The organism is Marinobacterium lacunae (assembly GCF_000705555.1).
GTDB lineage: Bacteria > Pseudomonadota > Gammaproteobacteria > Pseudomonadales > Balneatricaceae > Marinobacterium_D > Marinobacterium_D lacunae.
The window spans coordinates 119,298-144,952 of record NZ_JMQN01000011.1 but is presented as its reverse complement, the minus strand read 5'-3'; the positions used below and the strand labels follow the sequence as shown (position 1 = coordinate 144,952).

Genomic DNA, 25,655 nt, shown 5'->3' with positions numbered 1-25,655 from the left:
TCATGAGTTTGATCGCGACAGATAAAAGCCGTGTAGTGATCGGTCTGGGCAAGACCGGGCTTGCTTGTGCACGCTATCTGGCGCGGCAGGGCCTGCCGTTCTTTGTCTGTGACACGCGGGAGAACCCTCCTGCAGCGGATGCCTTCCGGATGGAGTTCCCTAACGTACCTCTGTACTGCGGAGCGCTCGATGCGGAGCGTTTGAGTCGCTGCAATGAAATTATTCTCAGCCCCGGTGTTGCCCAAGCGGATCCGGCCATCCAGCAGACTGTTGCCAGCGGTGTGCGTTTAAGCGGTGACATCGACCTGTTTTGTGCCCAGGCTCGGGCACCCATCGTTGCGATTACAGGCTCCAATGCCAAGAGTACGGTCACGACCTTGGTTGGCAAAATGGCTGAAGCGGCGGGTGTGCGTGTACAGGTCGGCGGAAATCTCGGCACTCCGGTGCTGGACTTGCTGGACGAGCAGGCAGAGTTGTATGTGCTTGAGCTGTCGAGTTTTCAGCTGGAGACAACCAACGATCTGCGGGCCGCGGCCGCAACCGTTCTGAACGTGAGTCCTGATCATCTGGATCGGTACGATTCGATGCAGGCGTACTACATGGCCAAACACCGCGTCTACCGCGGGTGTGCCGTAGCTGTAGAAAACCGGGACGACGCACTGACTCGGCCGCTGTTACCCACAGGCGTAAAGCGGGTTGAATTTGGACTGGGCAAACCGGATCTCAAACAGTTTGGCGTGATTGATCACCAGGGTTCGAGCTGGCTCGCCAAGGGGCTGACACCGCTGATCGATAGTCGAGAGATGAAAATCCGCGGCAGTCATAACCAGGCTAATGCGCTCGCGGCGCTGGCGCTTGGTGAGGCAGTCGGGTTGCCGATGGAGGCGATGCTTGAGGCGCTACGCCAGTTCGGCGGGCTGGAGCATCGTTGCCAGTGGATTGCCGATCGCTGCGAGCGCAGCTGGTTTAACGACTCCAAGGGAACCAATGTGGGGGCGACGCTTGCCGCATTGAACGGGCTGGGCAACACCCTGGAAGCAGGGGCTCGCATCCTGCTGATCGCCGGTGGCGAAGGCAAGGGGCAGCGGTTTGACGAGCTCAATGCTCCGATGTCGGCCTACGGACGTGCGCTGATACTGATCGGGCGTGACGGTCCGCAGATTGCCGCTGCTGTTGGCTCGGTCGAACATCATTACGCGGCGGACATGAAGCAGGCTGTTGAGCTGGCCGCCAGTTACGGGCAACCGGGGGATGTTGTGCTGCTTTCGCCGGCCTGTGCAAGCTTCGATATGTTCACCGGTTATCCCGCCCGGGGGCAGGCGTTTGTTGACGCCGTGGAGGGGTTGCGATGCGACTGAGTCTCTCCATACCTCGACCCAAAATTACCAGCGAGTTTGCCGACCGCTTCATGGGCCGTGTCGGAGCCGGAGCAGTGCCCAAGGGTATTTTGCCGTTCGATCCCTGGCTTCTATTGGCAACCGTTGCATTGGTATTGGTCGGGTTCGTGATGATCACCTCCGCGTCGATGGATGTGGCGGCGAAAGACTTTGGTTCTGCGGGTTTCTTCATCGTCCGCCATGGCAGCTTCATGCTGTTGGCGCTGGTCGGTGCGGCGATTACCGTCAGAGTGCCAATCTATGTGTGGGAGAGATACAGCGTTCCGCTGCTTTTTGTTGGATTGTTGTTGCTGATTGTCGTTCTGATTCCGGGTATCGGGCGTGAAGTAAACGGCAGTCGGCGTTGGATCGGTTTGGGGCCGCTCAATCTGCAGGCTTCGGAAATAGCCAAAGTTTGTATGGTGTTGTTCATGGGCGGGTATCTGGTACGCCGTCTTAGCGAGGTGCGAAGCAGCTGGTGGGGGGTAATAAAACCGGCATTTCCGCTCGCGCTGTATATGTTCGTACTGATCATGGAACCCGATTACGGTGCCACGGTCGTATTGGTCGGCACCGTCATGGGAATGATATTTCTCGGGGGGATGCGTCCGCTGCAGTTCTTTATTCTTGTCGGTGTGGCCGGGTCTCTTGTCGCGGCTTTGGCCGGTTCTCAGTCCTACCGAATGGAGCGTCTGAAAAGCTTTACCGACCCTTGGGCGGACCCCTTCGGTAGCGGGTATCAGTTGTCCCAGGCTCAAATCGCTTTCGGTCGTGGCGATTGGTTCGGTACAGGGCTGGGTAACAGCGTACAGAAGCTCTTTTACCTGCCTGAAGCGCATACCGATTTTGTGTATTCGGTATTGGCCGAAGAGTTTGGCCTAATCGGAGCGCTGATCGTCTGTGGTCTATACGCGTTGCTGGTAGCGCGGATGTTCCTGATCGGGCGTCAGGCGGAAAAACAGAAGCAGTTCTTCATGGCCTACATCAGCTATGGCTTCGGTTTCATTATTGCCGGTCAGGCGATGATCAACATCGGCGTGAACGTCGGGGCGTTGCCGACCAAGGGCTTGACTCTACCGCTGCTGAGCTACGGCGGCAGTAGCTTGCTGGTCTGCTGTGGGATGATCGCCATTGTGCAGCGCATAGATTATGAGCTCAAGCGTCTTCGGCTGGGTAAGCCGGTACCGGGCCCCGTGAAAAAGGTGAAGACTAAAGTGCACGGCGAGGGGGGCGACAATGACTAAGCCGCGCCGTGTGCTGATTATGGCTGGGGGAACCGGTGGTCATGTGTTCCCGGCATTGGCAACCGCCGACGCGCTCAGGGCGCGGGGTGTCGAGGTCGAATGGTTGGGGACGGCTGCCGGAATAGAGGCTGATGTGGTACCGCGTGCCGGTATCACGTTGCACTGCATCGACGTGCGTGGTGTGCGTGGAAAGGGACGTTTGAAGCAGCTGTTGGCGCCGTTTGGGTTGTTGCTTGCGATTTGGCAGGCGTTCGGGGTGATGCGACACGTCAAGCCTGATGCTGTGCTCGGTATGGGGGGCTTCGCTTCCGGCCCCGGCGGCCTGGTGGCATGGCTCACTGGAAAGCCTCTTGTTATCCACGAGCAAAATGCGGTTGCGGGTACCACAAACCGGATTCTGGCGAGGTTTGCAAAGCAGATACTTCAGGCGTTTCCCGGTGCCTTTAAAGGCCAAGACAAGGGATCGGTTGTCGGCAACCCGGTGCGAGGCCCCATTCTGAAACTTGCTCAGCCGGAGCAGCGGTACGCGAACCGCGAGGGCGCATTGAGGTTGCTGGTGGTTGGAGGGAGTCTTGGAGCCAAGGCGATCAACGATCTGGTTCCAGAGGCGTTGTCCATTTTACCGCCGTCGGAGCGACCGGAGGTTTGGCACCAGACCGGGAAGCGCAATATTGATGAAGTGCGCAAGCGCTATGAGGCGTTCGGTGTAGAGGGGCGTGTGGTTCCCTTCATCGAACATATGGATGAAGCCTACGGTTGGGCAGACCTCGTGCTCTGTCGAGCCGGAGCGTTGACGGTCAGCGAGATCGCCATCGCTGGCGTGGCTTCGATTCTGGTTCCGCTTCCTCATGCTATCGACGACCACCAAACGGCCAATGCCGGATTTTTGAGTGAGTCCGATGCTGGTGTTCGGGTGGCGCAAAAGGATCTGGATGCCGAGAAGCTGGTGCAGCTGCTCAAGACCCTTGGCGATCGTGGAAACCTATTGAATATGGCCAGTGCTGCTCGTGCGCTGGCTGAACCTGAGGCCAGTGAACGTGTGGCTCAGGTTTGTTTGGAGGTCATGAAGTGAAGGCTGATAGCGCAGCGATCAAAGAGTATGAAGTGCCTGAGATGCGGCGCATTAGACAGATCCACTTTGTCGGGATCGGTGGCGTTGGCATGTGCGGCATAGCCGAGGTGCTGCTCAATCAGGGGTATCGCATCAGCGGATCCGACATGCGCGCATCGGCCGTCACCGCTCATCTTGAAAAGCTTGGGGCCAAGGTGTTCATTGGTCATGCCGCCGAAAACATTCGTGGTGTTGATGTGGTGGTGACCTCCTCTGCGGTAAATGAGGACAACCCGGAAGTGGCGGCCGCGCGTGAGCAGCTGACCCCGGTTGTTCGTCGTGCAGAGATGCTGGCAGAGTTGATGCGTTATCGTCACGGCATAGCGGTGGCAGGTACTCACGGTAAGACCACGACCACCAGTCTGGTGGCGTCCATTCTGGCAGAGGCCGGAAAGGATCCTACCTTTGTGATCGGTGGTCGCTTGACCAGTGCTGGCACGAATGCCCAGCTTGGTGGCAGCCGTTACTTGGTCGCCGAAGCTGACGAGAGCGATGCATCGTTTCTGCATCTGCAGCCGATGGTGGCAATCGTGACCAACATCGATGCCGATCACATGGATACCTATGAAGGCGACTTCAACAAGCTGAAGCAGACGTTTGTCAGTTTCCTGCACAATCTGCCGTTTTATGGATTGGCAGTGATGTGCATAGACGATCCAGTCGTACGTGAGTTGTTGCCTGAAGTGGGGCGGCCGGTGCTGACCTATGGCTTTGATGAGGCGGCTGATTATCGTGCGATCGAGCTGAAACAGGACGGTTTTCGCAGCCGGTTCCGGGTTATCCGTCCCGAAGGGCATGCCGATCTCGATGTGTCTCTCAACATGCCCGGGCGGCACAATGTGCTCAACGCCTTGGCGGCGATCGCTGTCGCCACCGACGAAGGCGTTGACGATCTCTCTATCTGTCGCGCGCTTGAGGGTTTTCAGGGCGTGGGACGCCGCTTTCAGGTGCTGGGTGAGGTGCCGGTGGATGGCGGTACCGCAACACTGGTGGACGATTATGGACATCATCCCCGCGAGGTGCAGGCTGTCATTCGCGCGGTTCGCGATGGTTGGCCGGGACGCCGTTTGGTGATGGTGTATCAGCCACATCGCTATACGCGAACCCGGGATCTTTACGAAGACTTTGTTCAGGTGCTTCAGGGCGTCGATCAGCTGGTGATGCTTGATGTGTACGCGGCAGGCGAAGCACCCATTCCGGGAGCGGATAGCCGAAGCCTGTGTCGCAGCATTCGTCAGCGCGGTAAAGAGCCCGTATTTATCGAGGACACGGCGGAACTCGCCGATGCACTGCGTAACCTTTTGCAGCCGGGCGACCTGCTTTTGACGCAGGGCGCCGGAAACGTGACGGCAATTTCCCACGATCTGGCACAGCAGGATCTGAGTAGCAGCGGGGCTGGCAATGGCTAATTTCACACTAGGAGCAGCAGAAGCGGCAACCTTGGGTCGAGTGGCGGTCATTTATGGCGGCCTGTCGGCTGAGCGCTCTGTATCGCTCAAAAGCGGGGCGGAGGTGCTTAAGGGCTTACGGGTTGCAGGCGTCGACGCTTTCGGTATCGATCTTGGTGTTGACGGGCAGGATCCACTGGCCCAATTGATGGCCGCTGATTTTGATCGTGCTTTCCTGATCCTGCACGGCCGCGGTGGTGAGGATGGCACCATTCAGGGCGTGCTCGAAATGATGGGTAAACCCTATACCGGCAGCGGTGTCGCCGCCTCAGCAGTGGGCATGGATAAGCTGCGCACCAAGCAGCTTTGGTCCGGTGGTGGGCTTTCGACGCCGGCCTTTGCAGTGATCGGAATGGAGAGCGACTTGAACACTGTCGCGGCCACATTGGGTTTCCCGATCATGATCAAGCCGATTCACGAGGGCTCCAGTATCGGTATGGCGAAGGTTCGGGATCAGGCTCAACTGGAAGCTGCTGTAGACGAGGCCAGGAAATTCGATTCGGTTGTTTTGGCTGAGCGCTGGATCAGTGGTCCTGAATATACGGTGGGGGTGCTCGACGGTAAGGCACTACCGATTATTCGCCTGGAAACGCCGCATGATTTTTACGACTTCAATGCCAAGTACGAAGCGAATGATACGCGCTACCTGTTTGACACTCAGCTCAGTAGTGAAGAGGAGGTTGAGCTGAAGGTGCTGGTCGAGGAAGCATTCGCGATGGTCGGGTGCCGCGGTTGGGGCCGAATCGACGTGATGCTGGATGAACAGGGGCAGTTTCAATTGCTGGAGGTGAATACGGCGCCAGGCATGACCGATCACAGTCTGGTGCCGATGGCCGCACGTGAGGCCGGTATCGCGTTTGAGCAGCTGGTTGTTGAGATCTTGCGTACAGCGACGCTTGATAGCGTCAAACCGGGAAGTGAGGGATAGCCTTCATGCTAATGACGTTGCCGTGGAGAAACCGAACTTCGGAGCCGGTGGAAACCGAGCCGAAGCGAGGTGCTGCGCGCGCGTCAGGTAGTGAGGCGCGTGAGCCGGATGCCGACTGGTATTGGCGACCGCTGGTATTGATTACGTTACTGGTGGTGTTCGCAGGTATTGCATCCTCTGCCGGACGGGATCTTTGGCGTTGGCTGGACAGACCCGTGGCGGAGATACAGATCGCCGGTGCTGTGCGTCATCTGGACAAACAGGCGATTGCTCAGGCGCTGGCGGCAAACGTGGATAGCACCTTGCTCGAGCTAGACCTTAAGCGGCTGCGCGATCAGGTGATCAGCGATCCGTGGGTGCATGATGCGGGCATCAGTCGTCAGTGGCCTCCGGCGCTCAGAGTCGATGTTGTTGAGGAAGTGCCGGTCGCACGTTGGGGAGACAAGGGCTTGTTGAACCATCAGGGCGATATCTTCTGGCCTGAGTTAAAGCCCGAGTACGCGAGTCTGCCGAAGTTGAGTGGACCTGCACATGAAACGGTGAAGATTATGGAACAGTTCCATGACCTGACCCCGATGTTTGCGGCAAACGGTCTCAAGCTTGCAGGGTTGACGCTGGAGCCTCGCGGGGCTTGGACAATTGATTTGAGCAACGGAATTCGCGTTGTCGCAGGAAGGGATCGACTGATACCGCGGTTGAAACGTTTTTTGACCGTATACCAGCTCAGACTCTCGGAACGAGCCGCTGAGATTGAGCAGATCGATATACGTTACACCAATGGCATCGCCGTCAAATGGCGTGCCGAAGAGACGAGTGAAAATGCAGGATAGAGGGTCAATGGGCCAAAGTAATATGATCGTCGCGCTGGATATCGGGACGTCCAAGGTGGTTTGCCTGGTGGGCGAGATCACCGAGAGCGGGGCGATCGAAATTGTCGGTGTCGGGTCACATCCCTCGCGAGGCCTGAAGCGGGGCGTTGTCGTGAATATCGAGTCCACCGTGCACTCGATTCAACGCGCGGTGGAAGAGGCTGAGCTGATGGCAGGCTGCAAGATCCATTCGGTGACCGTAGGCATAGCCGGAAGCCATATCAGCAGCCACAACTCCCACGGCATCGTTGCGGTGAAAGATCGCGAAGTGTCGGAATACGACCTTGAGCGTGTGATCGATGCGGCGCGTGCCGTTGCCATACCGGCGGATCAGAAAATTCTTCACATCCTGCCTCAGGAATACCTGATCGACCATCAGGAGGGGATCCGGGAACCCCTGGGTATGTCGGGTGTCCGTCTTGAAGCCAAAGTGCATCTGGTCTGTGGGGCAATCAACGCAGTACAGAATATCGAAAAGTGCATCCGTCGGTGCGGGCTCGAGGTGGACGCAGTCGTTCTTGAACAGCTGGCATCGAGTTACTCAGTGTTGACCGATGACGAAAAGGATTTGGGTGTCTGCATTGTCGATATTGGGGGTGGCACCACCGATATCGCGGTCTTTACCGGTGGTGCGATTCGCCATACGGCGGTTATCCCGGTTGCTGGTGATCAGGTGACCAACGATATCGCCATGGCGTTGCGCACGCCGACGATCAATGCCGAACAGCTCAAGATCAAGTACGCCTGCGCGCTGGCGCAGCTGGCGCGCCCGGAAGAGACGATCAAGGTCCCCAGCGTGGGTGACCGGCCGGCACGGGACCTCTCTCGTCAGGCGCTGGCCGAGGTGGTTGAGCCTCGTTACGAAGAGCTCTTCACTTTGGTGCAGGCCGAGCTGCGCCGCTCCGGCTTTGAAGATCTGGTGGCCGCGGGCGTCGTGCTGACAGGCGGCACATCGAAAATGGAGGGCGCGGTCGAGCTGGCTGAGGAGATATTCCATATGCCGGTGAGACTGGCGCGGCCTCAGGGGGTGCGAGGAATGGAGGATCTGCTGGGTAATCCGATTTATGCGACGGGAATAGGGCTTTTGCACTACGCCCGCGCCGATCATGGCCCGGCAGCTCCGGAATTAATACAACGGGAGGCGGATGTGACGAAAACGGTACGTACGGGGCCGGGCTTTTTGCACCGCATCAAGACCTGGTTGCAGGGTAACTTCTGAATTTTTGCACTAGCAGATGTCAGGCGCCGGAAGGTAGTCGCAGGCACTGACGGGGAGGATAAACGATGGAATTTGAACTGATCGAGAACGTCCAGCAGAACGCTGTAATTAAGGTTGTGGGTGTTGGCGGTGGCGGCGGTAATGCCGTGCAGCACATGGTTGATAATGTGGTCGAAGGGGTCGAGTTTATCTGTGCCAACACAGATGCTCAGGCGCTGAACCGCATGGCGTCACAAACCTCACTTCATATCGGTGGTGAACTCACCAAAGGCCTCGGCGCGGGTGCCAATCCGGAAGTGGGGCGCACCGCGGCCCTGGAGGATCGTGATCGCATCGCCGAGACCCTTAACGGTGCGGACATGGTCTTCATCACCGCTGGCATGGGTGGAGGTACCGGTACGGGGGCTGCTCCCATTGTCGCTGAAGTGGCGCGTGAACTTGGCATTCTGACGGTTGCCGTCGTCACCAAGCCCTTCCCCTTCGAGGGACGCAAGCGCATGAAAATCGCTGAGGAAGGGATCCGCGAACTGCGTGAGAACGTCGACTCGCTGATTATTATTCCCAACGAAAAGCTCATGCAGGTGCTGGGTAAAAACTGTTCTCTGATCAATGCGTTCAGCGCTGCGAATAACGTACTCAAAGGTGCGGTACAGGGTATAGCTGATCTGATTACGCGTCCGGGTATGATCAACGTCGACTTCGCAGACGTGCGCACTGTGATGTCCGAGATGGGTATGGCGATGATGGGTACAGCGGTCGCGCGTGGAGACAACCGTGCGCAGGAAGCGGCCGAAGCGGCCATCCGCAGTCCGTTGCTTGAGGATATCGATCTCAAGGGTGCCAGCGGTGTGCTGGTCAATATCGCGGCTGGCGAAGATCTGAGTCTGGGCGAGTTTACCGAGGTCGGTAACATCGTCGAGGAGTATGCGTCCGAAGATGCAACGATTGTGATCGGCACTGTCATCGATCCGGAACTGGGCGACGATATCAAGGTCACTGTAGTGGCCACGGGGTTGGATCGGGACAACGATCAGGAACTCCGCGTCGTACACTCCAAGGCTTCAAACGGTCGCAAGGCTGACGGTTCGCTGGATCTGGATCAGATCGAGCTGCCGACCATCCTGCGCCGTCAGCGCGAAGAGGCACTACTGGACAAGCCTGTCGAGAGAAAATCGGCAGATGCCAGCCGTACTGATAGCGACTACGGACTTTTGGATATACCCACTTTCCTGCGTCGGCAGGCGGATTGAGCCGTTTCAGCGCAGACAGGGCAGTGTGCAATAGGGGGGAGTTGGCCGTTGATTGATGGCGGCCAAATTCTCCGTGGTTATCTTGTGGTTGGCCTATCACAATTTTGTTAAGATGGGCCGTTATTTGACCGACTATTTTCACGGCAGGACGGATGATCAGACAGCGCACCCTGAAAAACAGCATTAAAGCCACCGGTATCGGTTTGCATACTGGGCAAAAGGTTTACCTGACGCTCAAGCCTGCTGACGAAAATACCGGGATTGTATTTCGCCGCACGGACCTGGATCCGGTCGCCGAGATAAAGGCGCATGCGCTGAATGTGGTGGATACCACTCTGTCGACAAACCTCTCCACAAATGGGGTTCGCGTCGCGACAGTCGAGCATCTTTTGTCGGCACTGGCGGGTCTGGGTATTGATAATGTGATTATCGAGCTCAGTGCCGAAGAGGTGCCTATCATGGATGGCAGTGCAGCGCCGTTCGTGTTTCTGGTTCAGTCGGCCGGTATTCTTGAACAGGATGCGCCCAAGCAGTTCATCCGGATCAAGAAAGAGGTCAGCGTAAGCAACGATGGCAAGACAGCAAGCTTCAAGCCGTTTAACGGTTTCAAGGTTGGCTTTCGCATCGATTTCGATCATCCGGCATTTATCAGCCGCAACAAGGAAGCGTCGCTGGATTTCTCCAGCACCTCTTTTGTAAAAGAGGTAAGCCGTGCGCGTACCTTTGGCTTCATGCGTGATATCGAATACCTGCGTTCACAGAATCTGGTACTTGGGGGCAGTTTCGACAACGCTATCGTGGTCGACGACTACCGCGTGCTGAATGACGAAGGTCTGCGCTATGACGATGAGTTCGTCAAGCACAAGATTCTTGATGCGGTGGGTGACCTCTACCTGCTGGGCAAGAGCCTGATTGGCGAGTTTTATGGCTATAAGTCAGGCCACTATCTGAACAATATGCTGTTGCGTAAGCTGCTCGAAACCGAGGACTCTTACGAAGTCGTCACCTTCGAGGACAGCGAAGAGATGGCTCCCATCTCTTATCAGCGCCCTGCTGCGGCGGTCTGACGAGCGATCAGCTGTTAGTGGAAACGGGATTCGCAGACGGGGCCTAACTCAAGTTCGGCCCCGTTTTCTTTTGCCTGAAGTCAAAAGCAGGCTGTCTCGGTTGCGTCACAGTTTTTTATTCAACACTTGGCATTCTAATATCCGGCCCAATATAGGTAGAATGTCCCGTTAATCCAGTCATGCAGACTCTGCTCGGGATGAGCCCGATCCGCTTTGCATTCAACCGGTTAAAAGTCGAATTATGCTGACATCACTACTCAAGAAAGTATTCGGAAGTAAAAACGAACGCGAACTGAAACGGATGGGGCGGATCGTTAAGCAGATCAATGCGCTCGAGCCGGAGTATGAAAAACTCTCTGATGAAGAACTCAAGGCGCTGACTGGAAGCTTCCGGAAACGTTTTGAGGACGGTGAGTCGCTGGATCAGTTGCTGCCGGAAGCCTTTGCCAATGCGCGAGAAGTGTCCAAGCGTGTGATGGGCATGCGCCACTTTGATGTTCAGATGATCGGTGGTATGTCATTGCATGACGGCAAGGTTGCAGAGATGCGCACCGGTGAGGGTAAAACGCTGGTGGCAACGCTGGCGGTATACCTGAACGCATTGCCGGGCAAGGGCGTTCATGTGGTCACCGTGAACGACTACCTCGCCAGCCGTGATGCCGAGTGGATGCGTCCGCTTTATGAAGCCCTGGGTCTTACGGTCGGCGTGATCCTTTCTGGCCAGAGTCAGGAGGAAAAGCGAGCTGCGTACAATTGTGATATCACCTACGGTACCAATAACGAATTCGGCTTCGACTACCTTCGCGATAACATGGCTTTCAGCGTTAGCGACAAGGTTCAGCGCGAATTCAACTACGCGGTTGTCGACGAAGTGGACTCCATCCTGATCGACGAAGCGCGTACGCCGTTGATCATCTCGGGCCCTGCCGAGGATAGCTCAGCGACCTATCAGGCGATCAATCAACTGATACCGCGTCTCAAGCAGTTCCACGGTGAAATAGACCCGAAAGACACCGAGCAGGTGGTTGAAGAGCATTTCGCGGTCGATGAAAAGAACCGCAGCGTCGAACTCACCGAGGCCGGTCATCAGCTGGTGGAAGACCTGCTGATCGAGGCCGGTCTGCTGCAAGAGGGCGAGAGCCTGTATGCGCCGCAAAACCTTAACCTTCTGCACCATGTGCTGGCAGGGCTGCGCGCCCATTATCTATTCCAGCGCGACAAGGATTACATCGTTCAGAATGGTCAGGTGGTGATCGTCGACGAGCACACCGGGCGTATCATGCCCGGACGTCGCTGGTCTGAAGGTCTGCATCAGGCCGTAGAAGCGAAAGAGGGTGTGGGTATCCAGCAGGAGAGTCAGACGCTGGCATCCACCACCTTCCAGAACTACTTCCGTTTGTACGAAAAGCTCTCCGGTATGACCGGTACCGCTGATACTGAGGCGTTCGAATTGCGTCAGATCTACGGTCTGGACGTGGTCGTGATTCCGACCAATCGACCGGTAGCGCGTATCGATTACAACGATCTGGTCTATCTGACCATGGAGGAGAAGTACCAGGCGATCGTCAAGGAGATCCGCCACTGCCAGGAAAACAATCGACCTGTGCTGGTGGGTACGGCATCGGTGGAGTCCTCTGAGTTGATCTCCGCGCTGCTCAAGCGAGAAGGCATTGCCCACAACGTGCTCAACGCCAAGAATCATGGCCGTGAAGCGGAGATTATCGCTGAAGCAGGGCGTCCGGGGGCGGTCACTATCGCGACCAACATGGCGGGACGCGGTACCGATATCAAGCTAGGCGGTAAGCTAGAGGCTGAACTTGAAGCGCTTGAGGATAGTGATTCTCAGGCTCAGGTGGATGAAGCGACTCAGGAGTGGCGCAAGCGCCACGATATCGTAATTGAGGCCGGTGGTTTGCATATCATCGGTACCGAACGTCATGAGTCACGCCGCATCGATAACCAGCTGCGTGGTCGTGCGGGGCGTCAGGGCGATCCAGGGTCATCCCGTTTCTTCCTCTCGCTCGAGGACGATCTGATGCGTATCTTCGCCTCCGATCGCGTGCGCCAGTTCATGCAGGCACTCGGCATGGAGAAGGGCGAAGCAATCGAGCACAAGATGGTCAGCAACGCGATCGAAAAAGCCCAGCGTAAAGTAGAAGGACGCAACTTCGATATTCGTAAAACGCTGCTTGAGTATGACGACGTATCCAACGACCAGCGTTCAGTGGTCTACGATCAGCGTAATCAGCTGATGGCGACCGATGATATATCCGACACTGTCGAAGCGGTCCGCACCGAAGTGATCGACAAGCTGATCGACGAATTCGTGCCGCCGCAGAGTCTGGAAGAGACCTGGGATATCGCTGGGCTGGAGAAGTCTCTTGAGGCTGACTTCGCCGTGAAGCTTCCCGTGCGGCAGTGGTTGGATGAGGACGACTCACTTCATGAGGAGCCGCTGCGGGAACGCATTCATGAGGCGATCGTGGGAGCGTATCGTGCCAAGGAGGAGCTTGTCGGCGCCGAAACCATGCGCATGTTCGAGAAACAGGTGATGTTGCAGGTGATCGACACACTCTGGAAAGAGCACCTGCAAACCATGGATCTGTTGCGTCAGGGGATTCATCTGCGCGGTTATGCCCAGAAAAATCCCAAGCAGGAGTACAAGCGCGAAGCATTCAACCTGTTCCAGAACCTGCTTGAGAATATCAAGCGCGACGTAATCCGTATTCTCAGCCATGTTCAGGTCCGTCAGCCTGAGGATGTCGAAGCGATGGAGCGTGAGCGTCGCGAGCAGGCCGAGCGTCAAAAGATGGATTTCCAGCATGCTCAGACGTCGGCAGTAGCCGATGAGCAGGGTGGGCAGGCGCAAGCCGCGGCTGCCGCCGAAGAATCAGGTGTAAGCACCGTTGTGCGCGACCAGCCAAAGGTGGGACGCAACGACCCCTGCCCCTGTGGCTCTGGTAAGAAATACAAACAGTGTCACGGCCGTCTCTGACCGCCGTGCACGGTTTTTTCACTACATTCTAAAGCAGCTCCGGCTGCTTTTTTGCCCTGAGAGGTATAGTTAGATGGCTGTAGGTCCCGATACTCTTCCTGAATTGAAACCTGTCGAGGGTTTTCGCATTGGTGTCGCCAGTGCCGGTATCAAAAAGCCGGGACGCCGCGATGTTGTGCTGATGGAGCTTTGTGAAGGCGCATCAGTCGCGGGCGTGTTTACCAAAAATGCCTTCTGTGCAGCGCCCGTCACTCTGTCCAAAAAGCACCTGGCGGCCGGCCCTGTTCGCTATCTCCTGGTGAATACCGGAAACGCAAATGCCGGTACCGGTGAAAAGGGTATGGCGGATGCGATTCGTTGTTGCGATGCTGTGGCGGCTAAGACGGGTGTTGATCGTGAAGCGGTGCTGCCTTTCTCGACCGGTGTCATCGGTGAGCCTCTGCCTGTGGATAAGATTGTTTCTGCACTTGATGCAGCCAAGGCTGACTTGAACGAGGAAAACTGGCTTAACGCTGCTCACGGCATTATGACCACCGATACGCGTGCAAAAGCGGCATGCGAGCAGTTCGAGTATCAGGGCAAAACGGTTACCTTGACCGGTATCTCCAAGGGTGCCGGCATGATTATGCCCAATATGGCGACCATGCTTGGATACGTCGCTACCGATGCGGCAGTGGAGCAATCACAGCTTCAGCAGTGGTTGTCTGAAGCGGCTGACAGGTCATTCAACCGCATCACCATCGACGGCGATACCTCCACCAACGACTCCTGTATTTTGGTGGCCACCGGACGAAGCGGTGTGCAGGTAGCGGCCGATAACGTTGAGCTGTCCGAGTTGTTTGTGTCTGCATTGAACCGAATCATGCTGACTCTGGCTCAGGCGATTGTGCGTGACGGTGAGGGTGCGACCAAGTTTGTCGAGGTGCGTGTCGAGCAGGCCGCAAGCGTTGACGAGGCGTTGCAGGTTGCTTATACCATTGCGCACTCTCCATTGGTCAAGACTGCGCTCTACGCCTCTGATCCGAACTGGGGACGTATTTTGGCCTGTGTCGGACGTGCGGGCGTGGAAAATCTCGACCTCGATGCACTGGAAATCTATCTGAACGATGTCTGTATCGTCGAAAAGGGTGGCCGTGCGGTGAGCTATACCGAGGAGCAGGGCCAGAAGGTCATGGATGGTGAAGAGATTCTGATCCATGTCGTGCTCAAGCGAGGTGATGTACGCGAGTCTGTCTGGACGACAGATCTGTCTACAGAGTATGTACACATCAATGCGGATTACCGCAGCTGATTGTTATGCCTGAGATGAAGTTGGTCCATGTCGCCGCGGCGATCATTGTCGACTCAGAAGGTCGTGTATTGATCGCCCGCCGCGATGCATCGCAGCATCAGGGCGGCCTGTGGGAGTTTCCCGGCGGCAAGGTTGAAAAGGGCGAAGCCGTTGAGAGCGCGCTTGCCCGGGAGCTGGATGAAGAGCTGGGTATTCAGGTCGAGAGTGCCCGTCCCCAGATCCGTATCACTCACCACTATGCTGACAAATCGGTTCTGCTGGATGTATGGCGCGTCGAGCGGTTTAGCGGCGAAGCTCATGGCCGGGAGGGGCAGCCCATACGTTGGGTGGCGCCTTCTGCGCTGGTCGATTTCGAGTTTCCAGCTGCAAATACGCCGATTGTCAGCGCCGCACGTCTGCCGGATCGGCTATTTATCACTGGTAATATCGCTGAACTTGGCGCTTCTTCCGATCAGTATGAAGCCGAGCTGGTAAGACGGATACGGCAACTGCCTGCTGATAGTCTGGTCATGTTGAGAGCGCCTGAGCTGGACGATGAGGCGTTTTCTCGTTGCTACTATCGCCTGCTCGATGTGTGTGAGGAGTGCGGTATAGCGCTGGTGCTGAATAGCTCTCTGGAACTGGCAAATACGCTGGGTGCTGACCGCTTACACTTGAGTGCACGTCGATTGAAATCGCTGCATACGCGGTCGCAGTTTTTCGGTCGTTGGCTCAGTGCATCCTGCCACAACCAGGAGGAACTGGATCGGGCAGCGCAGCTGGGGGCTGATTTTGTCACCCTGTCGCCTGTCGCTCCCACAGCCTCTCATCCGGGAGCACCAGTGTTAGGGTGGAATCAGTTCTGGCAGTTAACGGAGCAGTCCACAATGCCGATATACGCCCTTGGTGGCCTGTCCGATGAGGATCTTCAGGAAGCGTGGAATCATGGCGCTCAGGGCGTGGCGTCTATCTCTTCCTGGTGGGGCAGGTTTTAATGAGCGGCGTTTTGAAGGTAGGGCTGACAGGTGGTATAGGTAGTGGAAAAAGTGCGGCCGCTCGCCTGTTTGCCGAGATGGGGGTGCCCATTGTCGATGCTGACGTCGTGGCGCGAGAGGTGGTAGAGCCGGGCTCGGCAGCACTTTCGAGCATTGCCGACCATTTCGGTGCTGAACTGCTTTTGGATAATGGACAGCTCAATCGTGCCCGGCTGCGTGAGATTATCTTTGATGACGCCGAACAGAAGCGGTGGCTTGAAGCGCTGCTGCACCCGTTGATTCGGCAGCGTATCGTTGAGCAGTTATCGCAACAGGGGCATGACTACCTGATCCTGGTATCGCCACTGTTGATCGAGAGTGGTCAGTCGCAATTGGTTGATCTGATTGTGGTCGTTGATGTTGATGAGCAAACCCAGTTACAAAGAACCATCTCCAGGGACGGGGTCGACCGTCAACAGGTAGAGCGTATACTGGCGGCTCAGATGCCAAGACAGGAGCGGTGTGACCGCGCTGACTATCTGATCGACAATGGCGGTGATTTTGATCAGCTCAGGGCTCAGGTTGAGAGTGTGCATAAAGCCTTGCTTCAGAAGGCTGGAGATAAAATATGAGTGCTAAGTCAAAACCGATGGCCAAGGCCGTCGATTGTCCGCAGTGTGGTAAGCCCTCGCTGTACAGCCCCGAAAATCCCTTTCGTCCGTTCTGCAGCAAGCGCTGTCGGCTGATCGATCTCGGGGAGTGGGCCAGCGAAGGTTATCAGATCCCGGTAGAGCCCAGTATGGATGACTACAGTACGGGGCTGGACCTGGAAGAGCAGGTCTTCACGCCCAAGTTGCACTGAATCTAGGATGCACTGATTGCATTCAGATCAGCAGCATTCCCAGATACCAGTTATTGATCGGCTCTCCCCAGATCAATGCGATCCAGCCCGCTATCGCCAGATAGGGTCCGAAAGGCAGCGGGTTGGACGCTTGATGGCGTTTTGCAGCCATCAGTGTTAACGCGAGCACCACGCCGACAACGGAGGAGAGCAGAATTGTCAGGGGCAATACCTCGACACCTCCCCATGCGCCGATTGCGGCCAGCAGTTTGAAGTCGCCGTATCCCATACCCTCTTTGCCGGTGAGCAGCTTAAAGGCCCAGTACACACTCCATAACACCAGATAGCCGGCTGCGGCACCGAATACGGCATGTTCCAGCGAGGTAAAGGTGTCTTGGGTATTCAGCAGTAAACCAAGCCATAGCAACGGCAGTGTCAGGCGATCGGGCAGTAGCTGGTGGTCAATATCGATAAAGGTCAGCGCGATAAATGTCCATGTCAGGACTAGCAGGCCTGCGCCCTGCCAGCCCAACCCGAAATGCCAGCCGATGAAGCCACCGACTAGCCCCGTCAGCAACTCAATAGCAGGGTAGCGCAGGGATATGCTATTACCGCAACCGCTGCACCTGCCTTTAAGCATGATATAGCTGAGTATAGGAATATTTTCATACCAGCGAATCAGATGCCCGCAATGGTTGCAGCGCGAGGCGGGGGTCGCAAGGTTGAACGGTTCACTGTCGGAACCGGTGCCTTCAGCGGTCTGAGCTTTCCATTCCAACTCCATCATCACCGGTAAACGGTAGATGACGACGTTTAGAAAGCTGCCGACCATGAGGGATAAAATCAGGGCTGTCACGAAGGTGACAGCCCCGGGAAATGAAAGGATATCGATCAGTGAAGACAAGCTGACTTGAGCCTCTTAAACAACGTTACCCAGCTGGAAGATCGGCAGGTACATCGCGATTACCAAGCCGCCAACGAGAACGCCGAGAATCGCCATGATCATAGGCTCCAGTAGACTGGAGAGGTTATCGACAGCATTATCGACCGCTTCCTCGTAGAAGCTGGCAACCTTGTCAAGCATCATATCGAGAGAACCGGCTTCCTCCCCTATGGAAACCATTTGCACCACCATGACGGGGAATACACCGGTCATAGTTATGGCGTTTGTCAGAGATTGACCGGTGGAGACCCCGTTTCGTATCTGTAAGGTGGCGTTTCGGTATACCACGTTGCCCGCGGCACCTGCGGTAGAGTCCAGTGCCTGCACCAAGGGGACACCTGCTGCGAAGGTGGTGGCAAGGGTACGTGCAAAGCGGGCGATAATGGCCTCTTTAATAATGGGTCCGATAATAGGGATTTTGAGCATCGTTCGATCGACAAAGTCGGAAAACTTCTCCGATTTCTGGCGTGCCTTTATAAAAGCCACGGTTGCCGCAATCATCCCTAGCAGTACGAAAAACCAATACTGCTGTGCTATTTCAGAGAGTCCAATCACCCAGAGTGTAAAGGCAGGCAGTTCAGCACCGAAGCTACTGAAAACATCATCGAATACGGGGACTACCTTAACCAGCAGGATTGCGGTGACGATGATTGCTACGATGACAACGGCGGTCGGGTAGGTAAGCGCCTTCTTTATCTTAGCCTTGAGTGATTCAATCTTCTCTTTGTAGGTGGCAACGCGATCAAGCATGGTTTCCAGCTGACCGGAGGCTTCACCCGCTTGAACCAGGCTGCAGAACAGATCGTCAAAGTGTTCAGGGTGGCGGGACAGAGCGGTTGAGAAGTCGGTACCGCTGCTGACATCACTGCGGATTTTACCGATCATCTCCTTGAGTTTTACTTTTTCGGCGCCGTTACCCACGATTTCGAGGCCCTGAATCAGTGGCACACCCGCTTTCATCATGGTGGCCATCTGGCGGGTGAAAAATGCGATATCCAGTGCTTTGATTGGCTTGTTTCGTCCACCGCCGAACAAGCCGGCACGATCCTTGGCAACCTTCGACGGGCTGATGCCCTGTTTTCGCAGCAGAGTCTTGGCAGCTGAAATGCTCTCAGCATCTATTTTGCCTTTGCTCTTGTTGCCGCTTTTGTCTTTTCCCTGCCAGGCAAAGGTAATGCGCTTAGCTTCCTTGGTTTTCGTTGCCATAGTCGGTTGCCTTTTAATCTGCTTGGCTCGGTGATACTTGGTGTTTAGGGTTAAACCTTGATGACCCTGTTCATCTCTTCAAGGCTGGTAAGGCCATTGGCGACCTTCATCAGCCCTGACTGTCGTAGGGTTCTAAACCCCTGTTCACGTGCAACACGCAGTATATCCAGTGAGTTACCGTTTTCCATGATGCACTCGGCAATCTCGGTTGTCATCACCAGCATCTCGTAGATACCGACGCGGCCCTTGTAGCCGCGGTTGCATTTCACGCATCCGTCATGGTTCGCTTCGAACAGCTGGAGCGACTTGATCTGATCGGGCGTGAACCCCTCCTCTATCAGTGATGCCTCGGGAATAGATGCAGGTTTCTTGCACGCTTCACACAGACGTCTGGCTAGACGTTGCGCGATGATGAGGCTGACAGAGGTTGCGATGTTGAAGGAGGGCACACCCATGTTGCGCAGCCGGGTCAATGTCTCCGGGGCACTGTTGGTGTGCAGCGTTGATAACACCATATGGCCGGTTTGAGCCGCCTTGATCGCTATCTCGGCGGTTTCCAGATCTCGAATCTCACCCACCATGACCACATCCGGGTCCTGACGCAGGAAGGAGCGCAGCGCCTCGGCAAATGTCAGCCCCACCTTCGGGTTAACATGAACCTGGTTGATCCCCTCCATATTGATCTCGACCGGATCTTCGGCGGTGGATATGTTGCGCTCCTCGGTATTGAGAATGTTAAGGCCAGTGTAAAGGGTCACGGTTTTACCGGAACCCGTCGGGCCTGTTACCAGCACCATCCCCTGAGGGCGTTGCAGGGTGGCCATGTAAATCTCGCGCTGATCGGGCTCGAAGCCCAGTGCATCGACTCCGATGGTGGCGCTAGTCGGGTCAAGAATACGCAGTACGATCTTCTCGCCCCAAAGCGTTGGCAGGGTGTTGACACGGAAGTCGATTGAGCGCTTCTCCGAGACCTTCAGCTTGATACGACCATCCTGCGGCACCCGTCGCTCGGCGATATCCATATTGGACATAACCTTGAGTCGAGCAGAGAGTCTGGATGCCAGGTTGGTTGGTGGTTTACTGACCTCCTGCAGAATACCGTCGATACGGCAGCGGATACGATAGGTTTTCTCGTAGGGCTCAAAGTGGATATCGGATGCGCCATTCTTGATGGCGTCGAGCAAAACCTTGTTGATGAAGCGGACGATAGGTGCATCGGAGGCCGCTTCCTCTGCTGATTCTTCGTCCTTCTTTCGGCTGGTATCCTCAGTCTCGATATTGTCGAGATCCGCATCGTCTAGCTCTTCAAGCGCCTCGGATCCACCGTCCAGAAAAGCTTCGATGCGGCGGGCGAGTTTATCCTCCTCGACGATCACCGCTTCAGTGGTGATGCCGGTGTGGAACTTTATCTCATCGAGGGCCTGAAGGTTGGTTGGATCGGCGATTGCGACAAACAACCGGTTTTCACGCTGCATCAACGGCAATACGCGATGCGCCGAGATAAGGTTTTCGGCGATCAGCCCCTGGGGGATCGCATCAGCGCTGAAAGCATCGAGGTCGAGCAACGGCAGTCCGAACTCCTCCGACGCGGCGCAGGCGGCACGGTGTGCGCTGACAAGGCGTTGGGAGATGATGAAGCTGACAAAACTTTTATTGGCGTCACGGGCCTGATTAAGCGCGTCCATCGCCACTTCTGCCGAGAACGCACCGTCGTTGACCAAGCGTTTGGCGAGACCGCTAAGTGGTTGAAATCCTTTTGACAAGAGCCGTACCTTAAGTCTTTGCAAACAGGCCGAGGATAGGGTATGAGTCAATACTCTATAGTAGCCCCATGACTCTGGCAAATCCCATGAGCCAACTATTGTTCGCGGTCAATCAGTATGAGTGAAATTCTTGATTGGAGAGCCTTACGTCTCTTCAGTCTTTACCGGGTTATTCTCAGTGGATTACTGGTTTCACTGCAGGTTCTACCGGGAACCGGCGTTTTGCCACAGATATGGCAGCCCGACCTTTTCGGAGCGGCTTCGCTTCTGTATTTCGTATTCGCCATTGGCTCTGGCTTCAGCATCAGCCGTTGGGATGAGTTGCATTCAAAGCAGTTTTGCGTCCAGCTGGTTGTTGACCTGATTGCGCTCTCCTTTTTGGGTTTTTCCAGCGGCGACCCAACCGGCATATACGCCATTTTGATGCTGGTGCCCGTCTGCTTTGCCGGGTTCTGGCAGCCCGGAACCATGACTCAGTTATACGCGGCGATCGCGATTCTTGGCATGTTGGCCGGTGCGTTGGTGCACCAATGGCTGGGCGCGGAGCCCTATTCACTTGCTGAGCTGGGGGCACTATCGGCCACCCAGTTGGCCATCGCCCTGGTCAGTGGTGTGTTGGGGCGCAACGTGGCCGATACGCATCGCCTTGTGGGTCGAAGGGAGCTTGATCTTGCAAGCCTCACCGAACTCAACATGTTTATCGTGCAGCGCATGGAAGAGGGGGTAATCGTTGTCGATGACGAAGACGTCATACGCATGATGAATCCCGCGGCAGGCATATTGCTCGGTGTTTCGTTCAGCGAGTATATGCACACGCCGCTTGTTGAATTGTCGCGGGCGTTGTCGGTTGTGCTGCGTGACTGGCGAGAGGGCAGGGCAATTGAAGCGGAGGTGATGTCGCCTTTGCGAATACAGATAACCGCAACGGGCCCTGGGCGTGATCAGCGCGCGATGCTGATGATCGAGGACACAGGTGAACAAAACACCAGAATTCAGCGGGAAAAACTCGCCGCGCTCGGGCGCTTGACGGCGAGTCTTGCCCACGAAATTCGCAACCCGATAGGGGCAATCAGCCAGTCGGCTCAGTTGCTGGCCGAAACGCCCGAATTAGGAGGGCAGGAGAGTAAGTTGATTGCGATTATTCAAGGACAGTCGCAGCGGATGAACCGACTGATTGAAGAGATCCTGACCCTGTCCAGACGTAAAACGCCCATATGGACCGATCTGCCTTTGGGGGATTGGTTATATAAGCTACAAGATGAGTGGCGTCTGAGCTGGCCGGATCTGTATTCAAGACTCACGTTGAGTATTGACGGTGAAGGTGTGCCGATACAGGTGCGTGCCGATCCTGATCATCTGCGTCAATTGCTGACATTGCTGCTCGATAATGCGATCAAGCACGGTATACCTGAACAGGGCGATGCGCGTATCACGATCAGTGTTTCCCGTTCGGGGACAGCGTCAACACCCTGCATAGAGGTGTGCGATAACGGTCCGGGGATCGACAGTGAACTTGAACCACGAATTTACGAGCCGTTCTTTTCAACCCGTCATGGCGGCTCTGGTTTGGGATTGTATCTGGCGAGGGAGCTATGCGAAGCGAACTATTGTGAATTGCGTTATAGTGCGGTTAAAACCGGTGGTAGCTGTTTCAGTATCACCTTCCCGATGGAACGACCGATAACTGCGAACATTGATGACTGACGCACGTCGTACAAGTCCTGCTGCGGAGATCGCCCGTCAACCGACCGTTCTGGTTGTGGATGACGAGGAGGATTTGCGCACACTGCTTGAGATCACGCTTGGACGCATGGGGTTGGCGGTAGAGTCTGCCTCCTGTCTGGCTGATGCTCGCCGCCTATTGACCGAGCAACCCTTTGAACTCTGTCTGACCGACATGCGTCTGCCCGATGGTCGTGGCATGGAGCTGGTTGAAGAGATATCCCAGACATTCACAGGCTTGCCGGTGGCGGTCATTACGGCCTATGGCAATATGGAACTGGCGGTTGAGGCGATGAAGGCCGGCGCATTTGATTGCGTCAGCAAGCCTGTCGATCTTGAACAGCTAAGAGTCTTGGTGAAACACGCTATTCGACGCTCATCCGATTTTGCCGATGAAATAAGTGATGATGGGCTTGTGGGTGAGTCGCCCGCGATGCAGCGGGTGAAAGCGCGTATCAGTAAGCTGGCGATGACACAGGCGCCGGTCTGCATCAGTGGCGAGTCCGGTACCGGCAAGGAGGTCATCGCCCGCACCATTCACTCGCGCAGTAACCGGCGCGACCGCCCTTTTATTGCCGTGAACTGTGGCGCCATACCGGCCGAGTTGATGGAGTCGGAGTTTTTCGGCCATCTAAAGGGCAGTTTCACCGGTGCTCATGCCAACCGCAATGGCTTTTTTCAGGCGGCAGAGGGCGGCACCCTGTTTCTCGACGAGGTGGCGGATATGCCGCTTGCGATGCAGGTCAAGCTGCTGAGAGCCATTCAGGAGCGACGGGTGCGTCCGGTCGGTGCTGAAGATGAGCAAGCGGTCGATGTGCGCATACTCAGCGCCAGCCATAAGCGCCTGCACGAAGAGGTACAGGCAGGCCGCTTCCGCGAAGATCTCTACTACCGTATCAACGTTATCGAGCTTAAGGTGCCGCCGTTGCGAGAGCGGCGCCAGGATATTTCCTTATTGAGCCGGGCGCTGTTGCAGCGCATCGCAATGCGCAATGGTGATAGTGGCGTGGGGCTCCATATTGATGATGATGCGCAGTCGGCACTCATGGCCTACGGTTTTCCCGGCAACGTGCGGGAGCTTGAGAACATTCTTGAGCGAGCGGCGGCACTCTGTGAGCAGGGCCGGATTACCTGCGAGGATCTCGCGCTGGATGAGCGCCCGCAAACGCGCATGCAGATGGAGATGCGCATGGAGCCGATTGGCGATGACGAGCGCGACCAGTTGGTAGCCGTGCTTGAGATGCATCATTGGAATCGCACCGCTGCAGCGCGGGAGTTAGGTCTTACACTCAGGCAGCTGCGCTATCGCATCAAGAAGTACGAGCTGGAGTAGAATCTGTGTCAAATTTTCAAACGCCAGTTTGTCAAAATCTGACGCAGGGGGTGACAAAGTGTCAGACTTTGCCCTATGCTCTTCCCGGCTGGACCGCTGCAGGCCGCATGGATTAAGGCGTGGCCATATATGGCACCGCTCTTGCTTAGGTCTAGTGGTCTTGGAATAAGGACTTTAACTCGCTGGAGAGATGACGATGACTATGAAAAAACAACAGGGCTTCACCCTTATTGAATTGATGATCGTTGTTGCGATCATCGGTATTCTGGCTGCAATCGCGCTGCCGGCTTATCAGAACTACACGATTCGTTCAAAGCTGTCAGAAGCGCCGACTATCATGTCCGCGAATAAGTTGGCAGTTGAATCATACTTCAGCGAAATTGGCGCTGTTACTGCTTCTCTGGCTGCGCCGGCGCTGAGCAACTACGGTTTCAAAACGCAATTGAACGGTTCTCATTTGACAGGAGTTTCTAGCATTCAGAACCCGTCTAGCACAGCGGTAACCGTACGTCTGATTCTGGATAGTGAAGTAGACGTTGACGGAACAGCTGACCAGATTGACCTCGTGGGTACTATCCACTCCGACAGTGATAACATCACTTGGGATCTGCAGTGTACTGCGGGTATTAGTGCAGAGCGTTGTCCTGAGCGTTAATATCGGTTGAGTGAACTGTTTTAAAAGGGCTGTGTTCACAGCCCTTTTTGTTTTCAGGGAATCTATTTATTATTCGAGTTTTAGAGCACAGCCCGAATCGATTCGGTGCGGCAACTCTTGAATTTTACCCAATATAATTATTTTTGTTTAAGAGCATTGAGTGGTAAATACCAGAATTCTAATACTGTTTCTTGTGGTGCTGAGTGTCGTCGTCACTTGGTACATCGAATCAGGAAAAATCGAGGTGCCGTCAGATGTGCGTGCAAGAGTCGAAGCCGAGCTCTCCCAAGACTCTACCTTTCCTGCCCGTCCTGTTTGGTGGGATAAAGGCCACCGTTTGGGTGTGGGGGTGATTCCCGATGGCACCAACCGCGATTCAGCGGCACGTCGGGTATGCAACCTGATGCTCAAGCACGGTATTAGCCCAGCCGAGGTTGAGGTGTACGATGTGCTGCAGATTCAGAATGATGATGAGTGGGTGCAGGTTGGCGCTGCCCAGTGCGAGTAGTGATCTGACACTGTCGGCTTGAGTGGGCTGGGTGGGTATTCAAACCCACCCGCCGGCATAGTGAAGGGTGCTGAAGGCTCAGAGCAGGCGCATGGAAAGATCGATGGCGCGGCAGTGCTTGGTAAGTGCGCCGATCGAGATGTAATCCACACCGGTTTTCGCAAACTCCACCAGTGTCTCATCGGTAATGCCGCCCGAGGCTTCAAGCTTGGCGCGACCTGCCGTGAACTGCACCGCCTCTTTCATCTGCTCGGTGGAAAAGTTATCGAGCATAATGATATCGGCCCCGGCCTCCAGCGCCTCTTCCAGTTGGCCGCGGGTTTCCACCTCAACCTCAACAGGCTTGCCCGGGTGCAAGGTTTGCGCACTGCTGATCGCTTCCTTGATTCCCCCACAGGCCATGATGTGGTTCTCTTTGATCAGGAATGCATCATATAGGCCGATACGGTGATTGAAGCAGCCGCCGCAGGTAACGGCATATTTTTGCGCCATACGAAGGCCCGGCAGGGTTTTGCGGGTATCGAGCAGTTTAACGCCGGTGCCCGCTACACGATCGGCGTAAGCGCGGCTGACGGTCGCGGTGCCCGAGAGTGTCTGCAGGAAGTTAAGTGCCGCGCGCTCACCGGTCAGCAGCGAACGTGCTGAGCCTTTTAGTGTGAACAGCGTCTGGTCGGGTTTTACCTGCTCGCCATCGCTGACCTGCCACTCCACTACAACGCTGGGGTCAACCTGGCGAAACACCTCGTTAACCCAGGCTACGCCACTGATGGTGGCCGCTTCACGACTGATCACCCGGCCCGAGGCGTGCTGCTGTGCCGGAATGAGATCCGCTGTGATATCGCCACTGCCGATATCTTCGGCGAGGGCAGCACGCACATTCTCTTCAATGACGGCTTTGAGGTCGGCGAGGTTCAGCATCGGGATCTCCACTGT

The 25,655-nt window shown here is 55.9% G+C and carries 21 protein-coding genes and 1 pseudogene; 18 read left to right on the top strand and 4 right to left on the bottom strand.

Annotated features, from left to right (window positions below; all coding sequences use genetic code 11):
- Positions 1-2: 2 nt before the first annotated feature.
- From murD to ADIMK_RS01700, 14 genes are all read left to right on the top strand, one after another.
- Positions 3-1,358, top strand: a complete 1,356-nt coding sequence (gene murD / locus ADIMK_RS01765) for a UDP-N-acetylmuramoyl-L-alanine--D-glutamate ligase (RefSeq protein ID WP_036182821.1) — start codon at positions 3-5, stop codon at positions 1,356-1,358.
- 50 nt (positions 1,359-1,408) lie between these two features.
- The gene (ftsW, locus tag ADIMK_RS01760; RefSeq protein ID WP_036183201.1) at positions 1,409-2,620 is read left to right on the top strand and encodes a putative lipid II flippase FtsW; all 1,212 of its coding nucleotides are present in this window, start codon (positions 1,409-1,411) and stop codon (positions 2,618-2,620) included.
- Positions 2,613-3,692, top strand: coding sequence for an undecaprenyldiphospho-muramoylpentapeptide beta-N-acetylglucosaminyltransferase (murG, locus tag ADIMK_RS01755; RefSeq protein WP_036182819.1), 1,080 nt, complete (start codon positions 2,613-2,615; stop codon positions 3,690-3,692). Before ftsW ends, murG begins: the two co-directional genes overlap by 8 nt.
- A 41-nt stretch (positions 3,693-3,733) precedes the next feature.
- Positions 3,734-5,140, top strand: coding sequence for a UDP-N-acetylmuramate--L-alanine ligase (gene murC / locus ADIMK_RS01750; RefSeq protein ID WP_051692367.1), 1,407 nt, complete (start codon positions 3,734-3,736; stop codon positions 5,138-5,140).
- A complete protein-coding gene (locus ADIMK_RS01745; protein ID WP_036182815.1) occupies positions 5,133-6,107 on the top strand; it encodes a D-alanine--D-alanine ligase in 975 nt (324 codons plus the stop codon). The genes murC and ADIMK_RS01745 overlap by 8 nt, the downstream gene beginning before the upstream one ends.
- Positions 6,108-6,112: 5 nt before the next feature.
- Positions 6,113-6,937, top strand: a complete 825-nt coding sequence (locus tag ADIMK_RS01740; RefSeq protein WP_231516978.1) for a cell division protein FtsQ/DivIB — start codon at positions 6,113-6,115, stop codon at positions 6,935-6,937.
- A gap of 7 nt (positions 6,938-6,944) precedes the next feature.
- Complete coding sequence (gene ftsA / locus ADIMK_RS01735; RefSeq protein WP_036182813.1) at positions 6,945-8,195, top strand: cell division protein FtsA; 1,251 nt, start codon at positions 6,945-6,947, stop codon at positions 8,193-8,195.
- A 65-nt stretch (positions 8,196-8,260) separates the two neighbouring features.
- Positions 8,261-9,445 carry a cell division protein FtsZ gene (gene ftsZ, locus ADIMK_RS01730; RefSeq protein WP_036182811.1) on the top strand — a complete coding sequence of 395 codons (1,185 nt, stop codon included), beginning with the start codon at positions 8,261-8,263 and terminating at the stop codon, positions 9,443-9,445.
- 152 nt (positions 9,446-9,597) lie between these two features.
- Positions 9,598-10,512 carry a UDP-3-O-acyl-N-acetylglucosamine deacetylase gene (gene lpxC, locus ADIMK_RS01725; protein ID WP_036182809.1) on the top strand — a complete coding sequence of 305 codons (915 nt, stop codon included), beginning with the start codon at positions 9,598-9,600 and terminating at the stop codon, positions 10,510-10,512.
- 241 nt (positions 10,513-10,753) lie between these two features.
- Positions 10,754-13,507 carry a preprotein translocase subunit SecA gene (gene secA / locus ADIMK_RS01720; RefSeq protein ID WP_036182807.1) on the top strand — a complete coding sequence of 918 codons (2,754 nt, stop codon included), beginning with the start codon at positions 10,754-10,756 and terminating at the stop codon, positions 13,505-13,507.
- Between the two features lie 73 nt (positions 13,508-13,580).
- Positions 13,581-14,798: a bifunctional glutamate N-acetyltransferase/amino-acid acetyltransferase ArgJ gene (gene argJ / locus ADIMK_RS01715; protein WP_036182805.1), complete on the top strand. Its 1,218-nt coding sequence runs from the start codon at positions 13,581-13,583 to the stop codon at positions 14,796-14,798.
- A 5-nt stretch (positions 14,799-14,803) separates the two neighbouring features.
- Positions 14,804-15,772 carry a Nudix family hydrolase gene (locus ADIMK_RS01710; RefSeq protein WP_231516977.1) on the top strand — a complete coding sequence of 323 codons (969 nt, stop codon included), beginning with the start codon at positions 14,804-14,806 and terminating at the stop codon, positions 15,770-15,772.
- The gene (coaE, locus tag ADIMK_RS01705; protein ID WP_036182803.1) at positions 15,772-16,383 is read left to right on the top strand and encodes a dephospho-CoA kinase; all 612 of its coding nucleotides are present in this window, start codon (positions 15,772-15,774) and stop codon (positions 16,381-16,383) included. The genes ADIMK_RS01710 and coaE overlap by 1 nt, the downstream gene beginning before the upstream one ends.
- Positions 16,380-16,613, top strand: a complete 234-nt coding sequence (locus tag ADIMK_RS01700; RefSeq protein ID WP_036182801.1) for a DNA gyrase inhibitor YacG — start codon at positions 16,380-16,382, stop codon at positions 16,611-16,613. Before coaE ends, ADIMK_RS01700 begins: the two co-directional genes overlap by 4 nt.
- Before the next feature lie 22 nt (positions 16,614-16,635).
- Here the strand turns inward: ADIMK_RS01700 and ADIMK_RS01695 are convergent, their stop codons facing one another.
- From ADIMK_RS01695 to pilB, 3 genes are read right to left on the bottom strand one after another with little or no spacing between them, the layout of a single operon-like run.
- Positions 16,636-17,496, bottom strand: a complete 861-nt coding sequence (locus ADIMK_RS01695; RefSeq protein ID WP_303645113.1) for a prepilin peptidase — start codon at positions 17,494-17,496, stop codon at positions 16,636-16,638.
- A gap of 15 nt (positions 17,497-17,511) precedes the next feature.
- Positions 17,512-18,741 (bottom strand): type II secretion system F family protein, encoded by a 1,230-nt coding sequence (locus ADIMK_RS01690; RefSeq protein WP_036182799.1) that lies wholly within the window; start codon positions 18,739-18,741, stop codon positions 17,512-17,514.
- 50 nt (positions 18,742-18,791) lie between these two features.
- On the bottom strand, positions 18,792-20,504 hold the full coding sequence (gene pilB, locus ADIMK_RS01685; protein ID WP_156042744.1) for a type IV-A pilus assembly ATPase PilB: 1,713 nt from the start codon (positions 20,502-20,504) through the stop codon (positions 18,792-18,794).
- A gap of 117 nt (positions 20,505-20,621) precedes the next feature.
- On the opposite strand from pilB, the gene ADIMK_RS21170 reads away from it, so the two are divergent.
- The 4 genes and pseudogenes from ADIMK_RS21170 (at position 20,622) to ADIMK_RS01665 (ending at position 24,722) form a co-directional block, all read left to right on the top strand.
- Positions 20,622-22,208 (top strand): sensor histidine kinase, encoded by a 1,587-nt coding sequence (locus ADIMK_RS21170; RefSeq protein ID WP_051692315.1) that lies wholly within the window; start codon positions 20,622-20,624, stop codon positions 22,206-22,208.
- Entirely contained in the window at positions 22,201-23,559 is a 1,359-nt protein-coding gene (locus ADIMK_RS01675; RefSeq protein ID WP_156042742.1) for a sigma-54-dependent transcriptional regulator, read from the top strand. Before ADIMK_RS21170 ends, ADIMK_RS01675 begins: the two co-directional genes overlap by 8 nt.
- 202 nt (positions 23,560-23,761) lie before the next feature.
- Positions 23,762-23,864, top strand: a pseudogene (locus ADIMK_RS22395) (prepilin-type N-terminal cleavage/methylation domain-containing protein); the annotation flags it as partial.
- A 510-nt stretch (positions 23,865-24,374) separates the two neighbouring features.
- Entirely contained in the window at positions 24,375-24,722 is a 348-nt protein-coding gene (locus ADIMK_RS01665; protein WP_036182795.1) for a hypothetical protein, read from the top strand.
- Positions 24,723-24,800: 78 nt separating this feature from the next.
- Here ADIMK_RS01665 and nadC read toward each other — a convergent pair whose 3' ends face one another.
- Positions 24,801-25,640: a carboxylating nicotinate-nucleotide diphosphorylase gene (nadC, locus tag ADIMK_RS01660; protein WP_197027450.1), complete on the bottom strand. Its 840-nt coding sequence runs from the start codon at positions 25,638-25,640 to the stop codon at positions 24,801-24,803.
- Positions 25,641-25,655 lie beyond the last annotated feature (15 nt).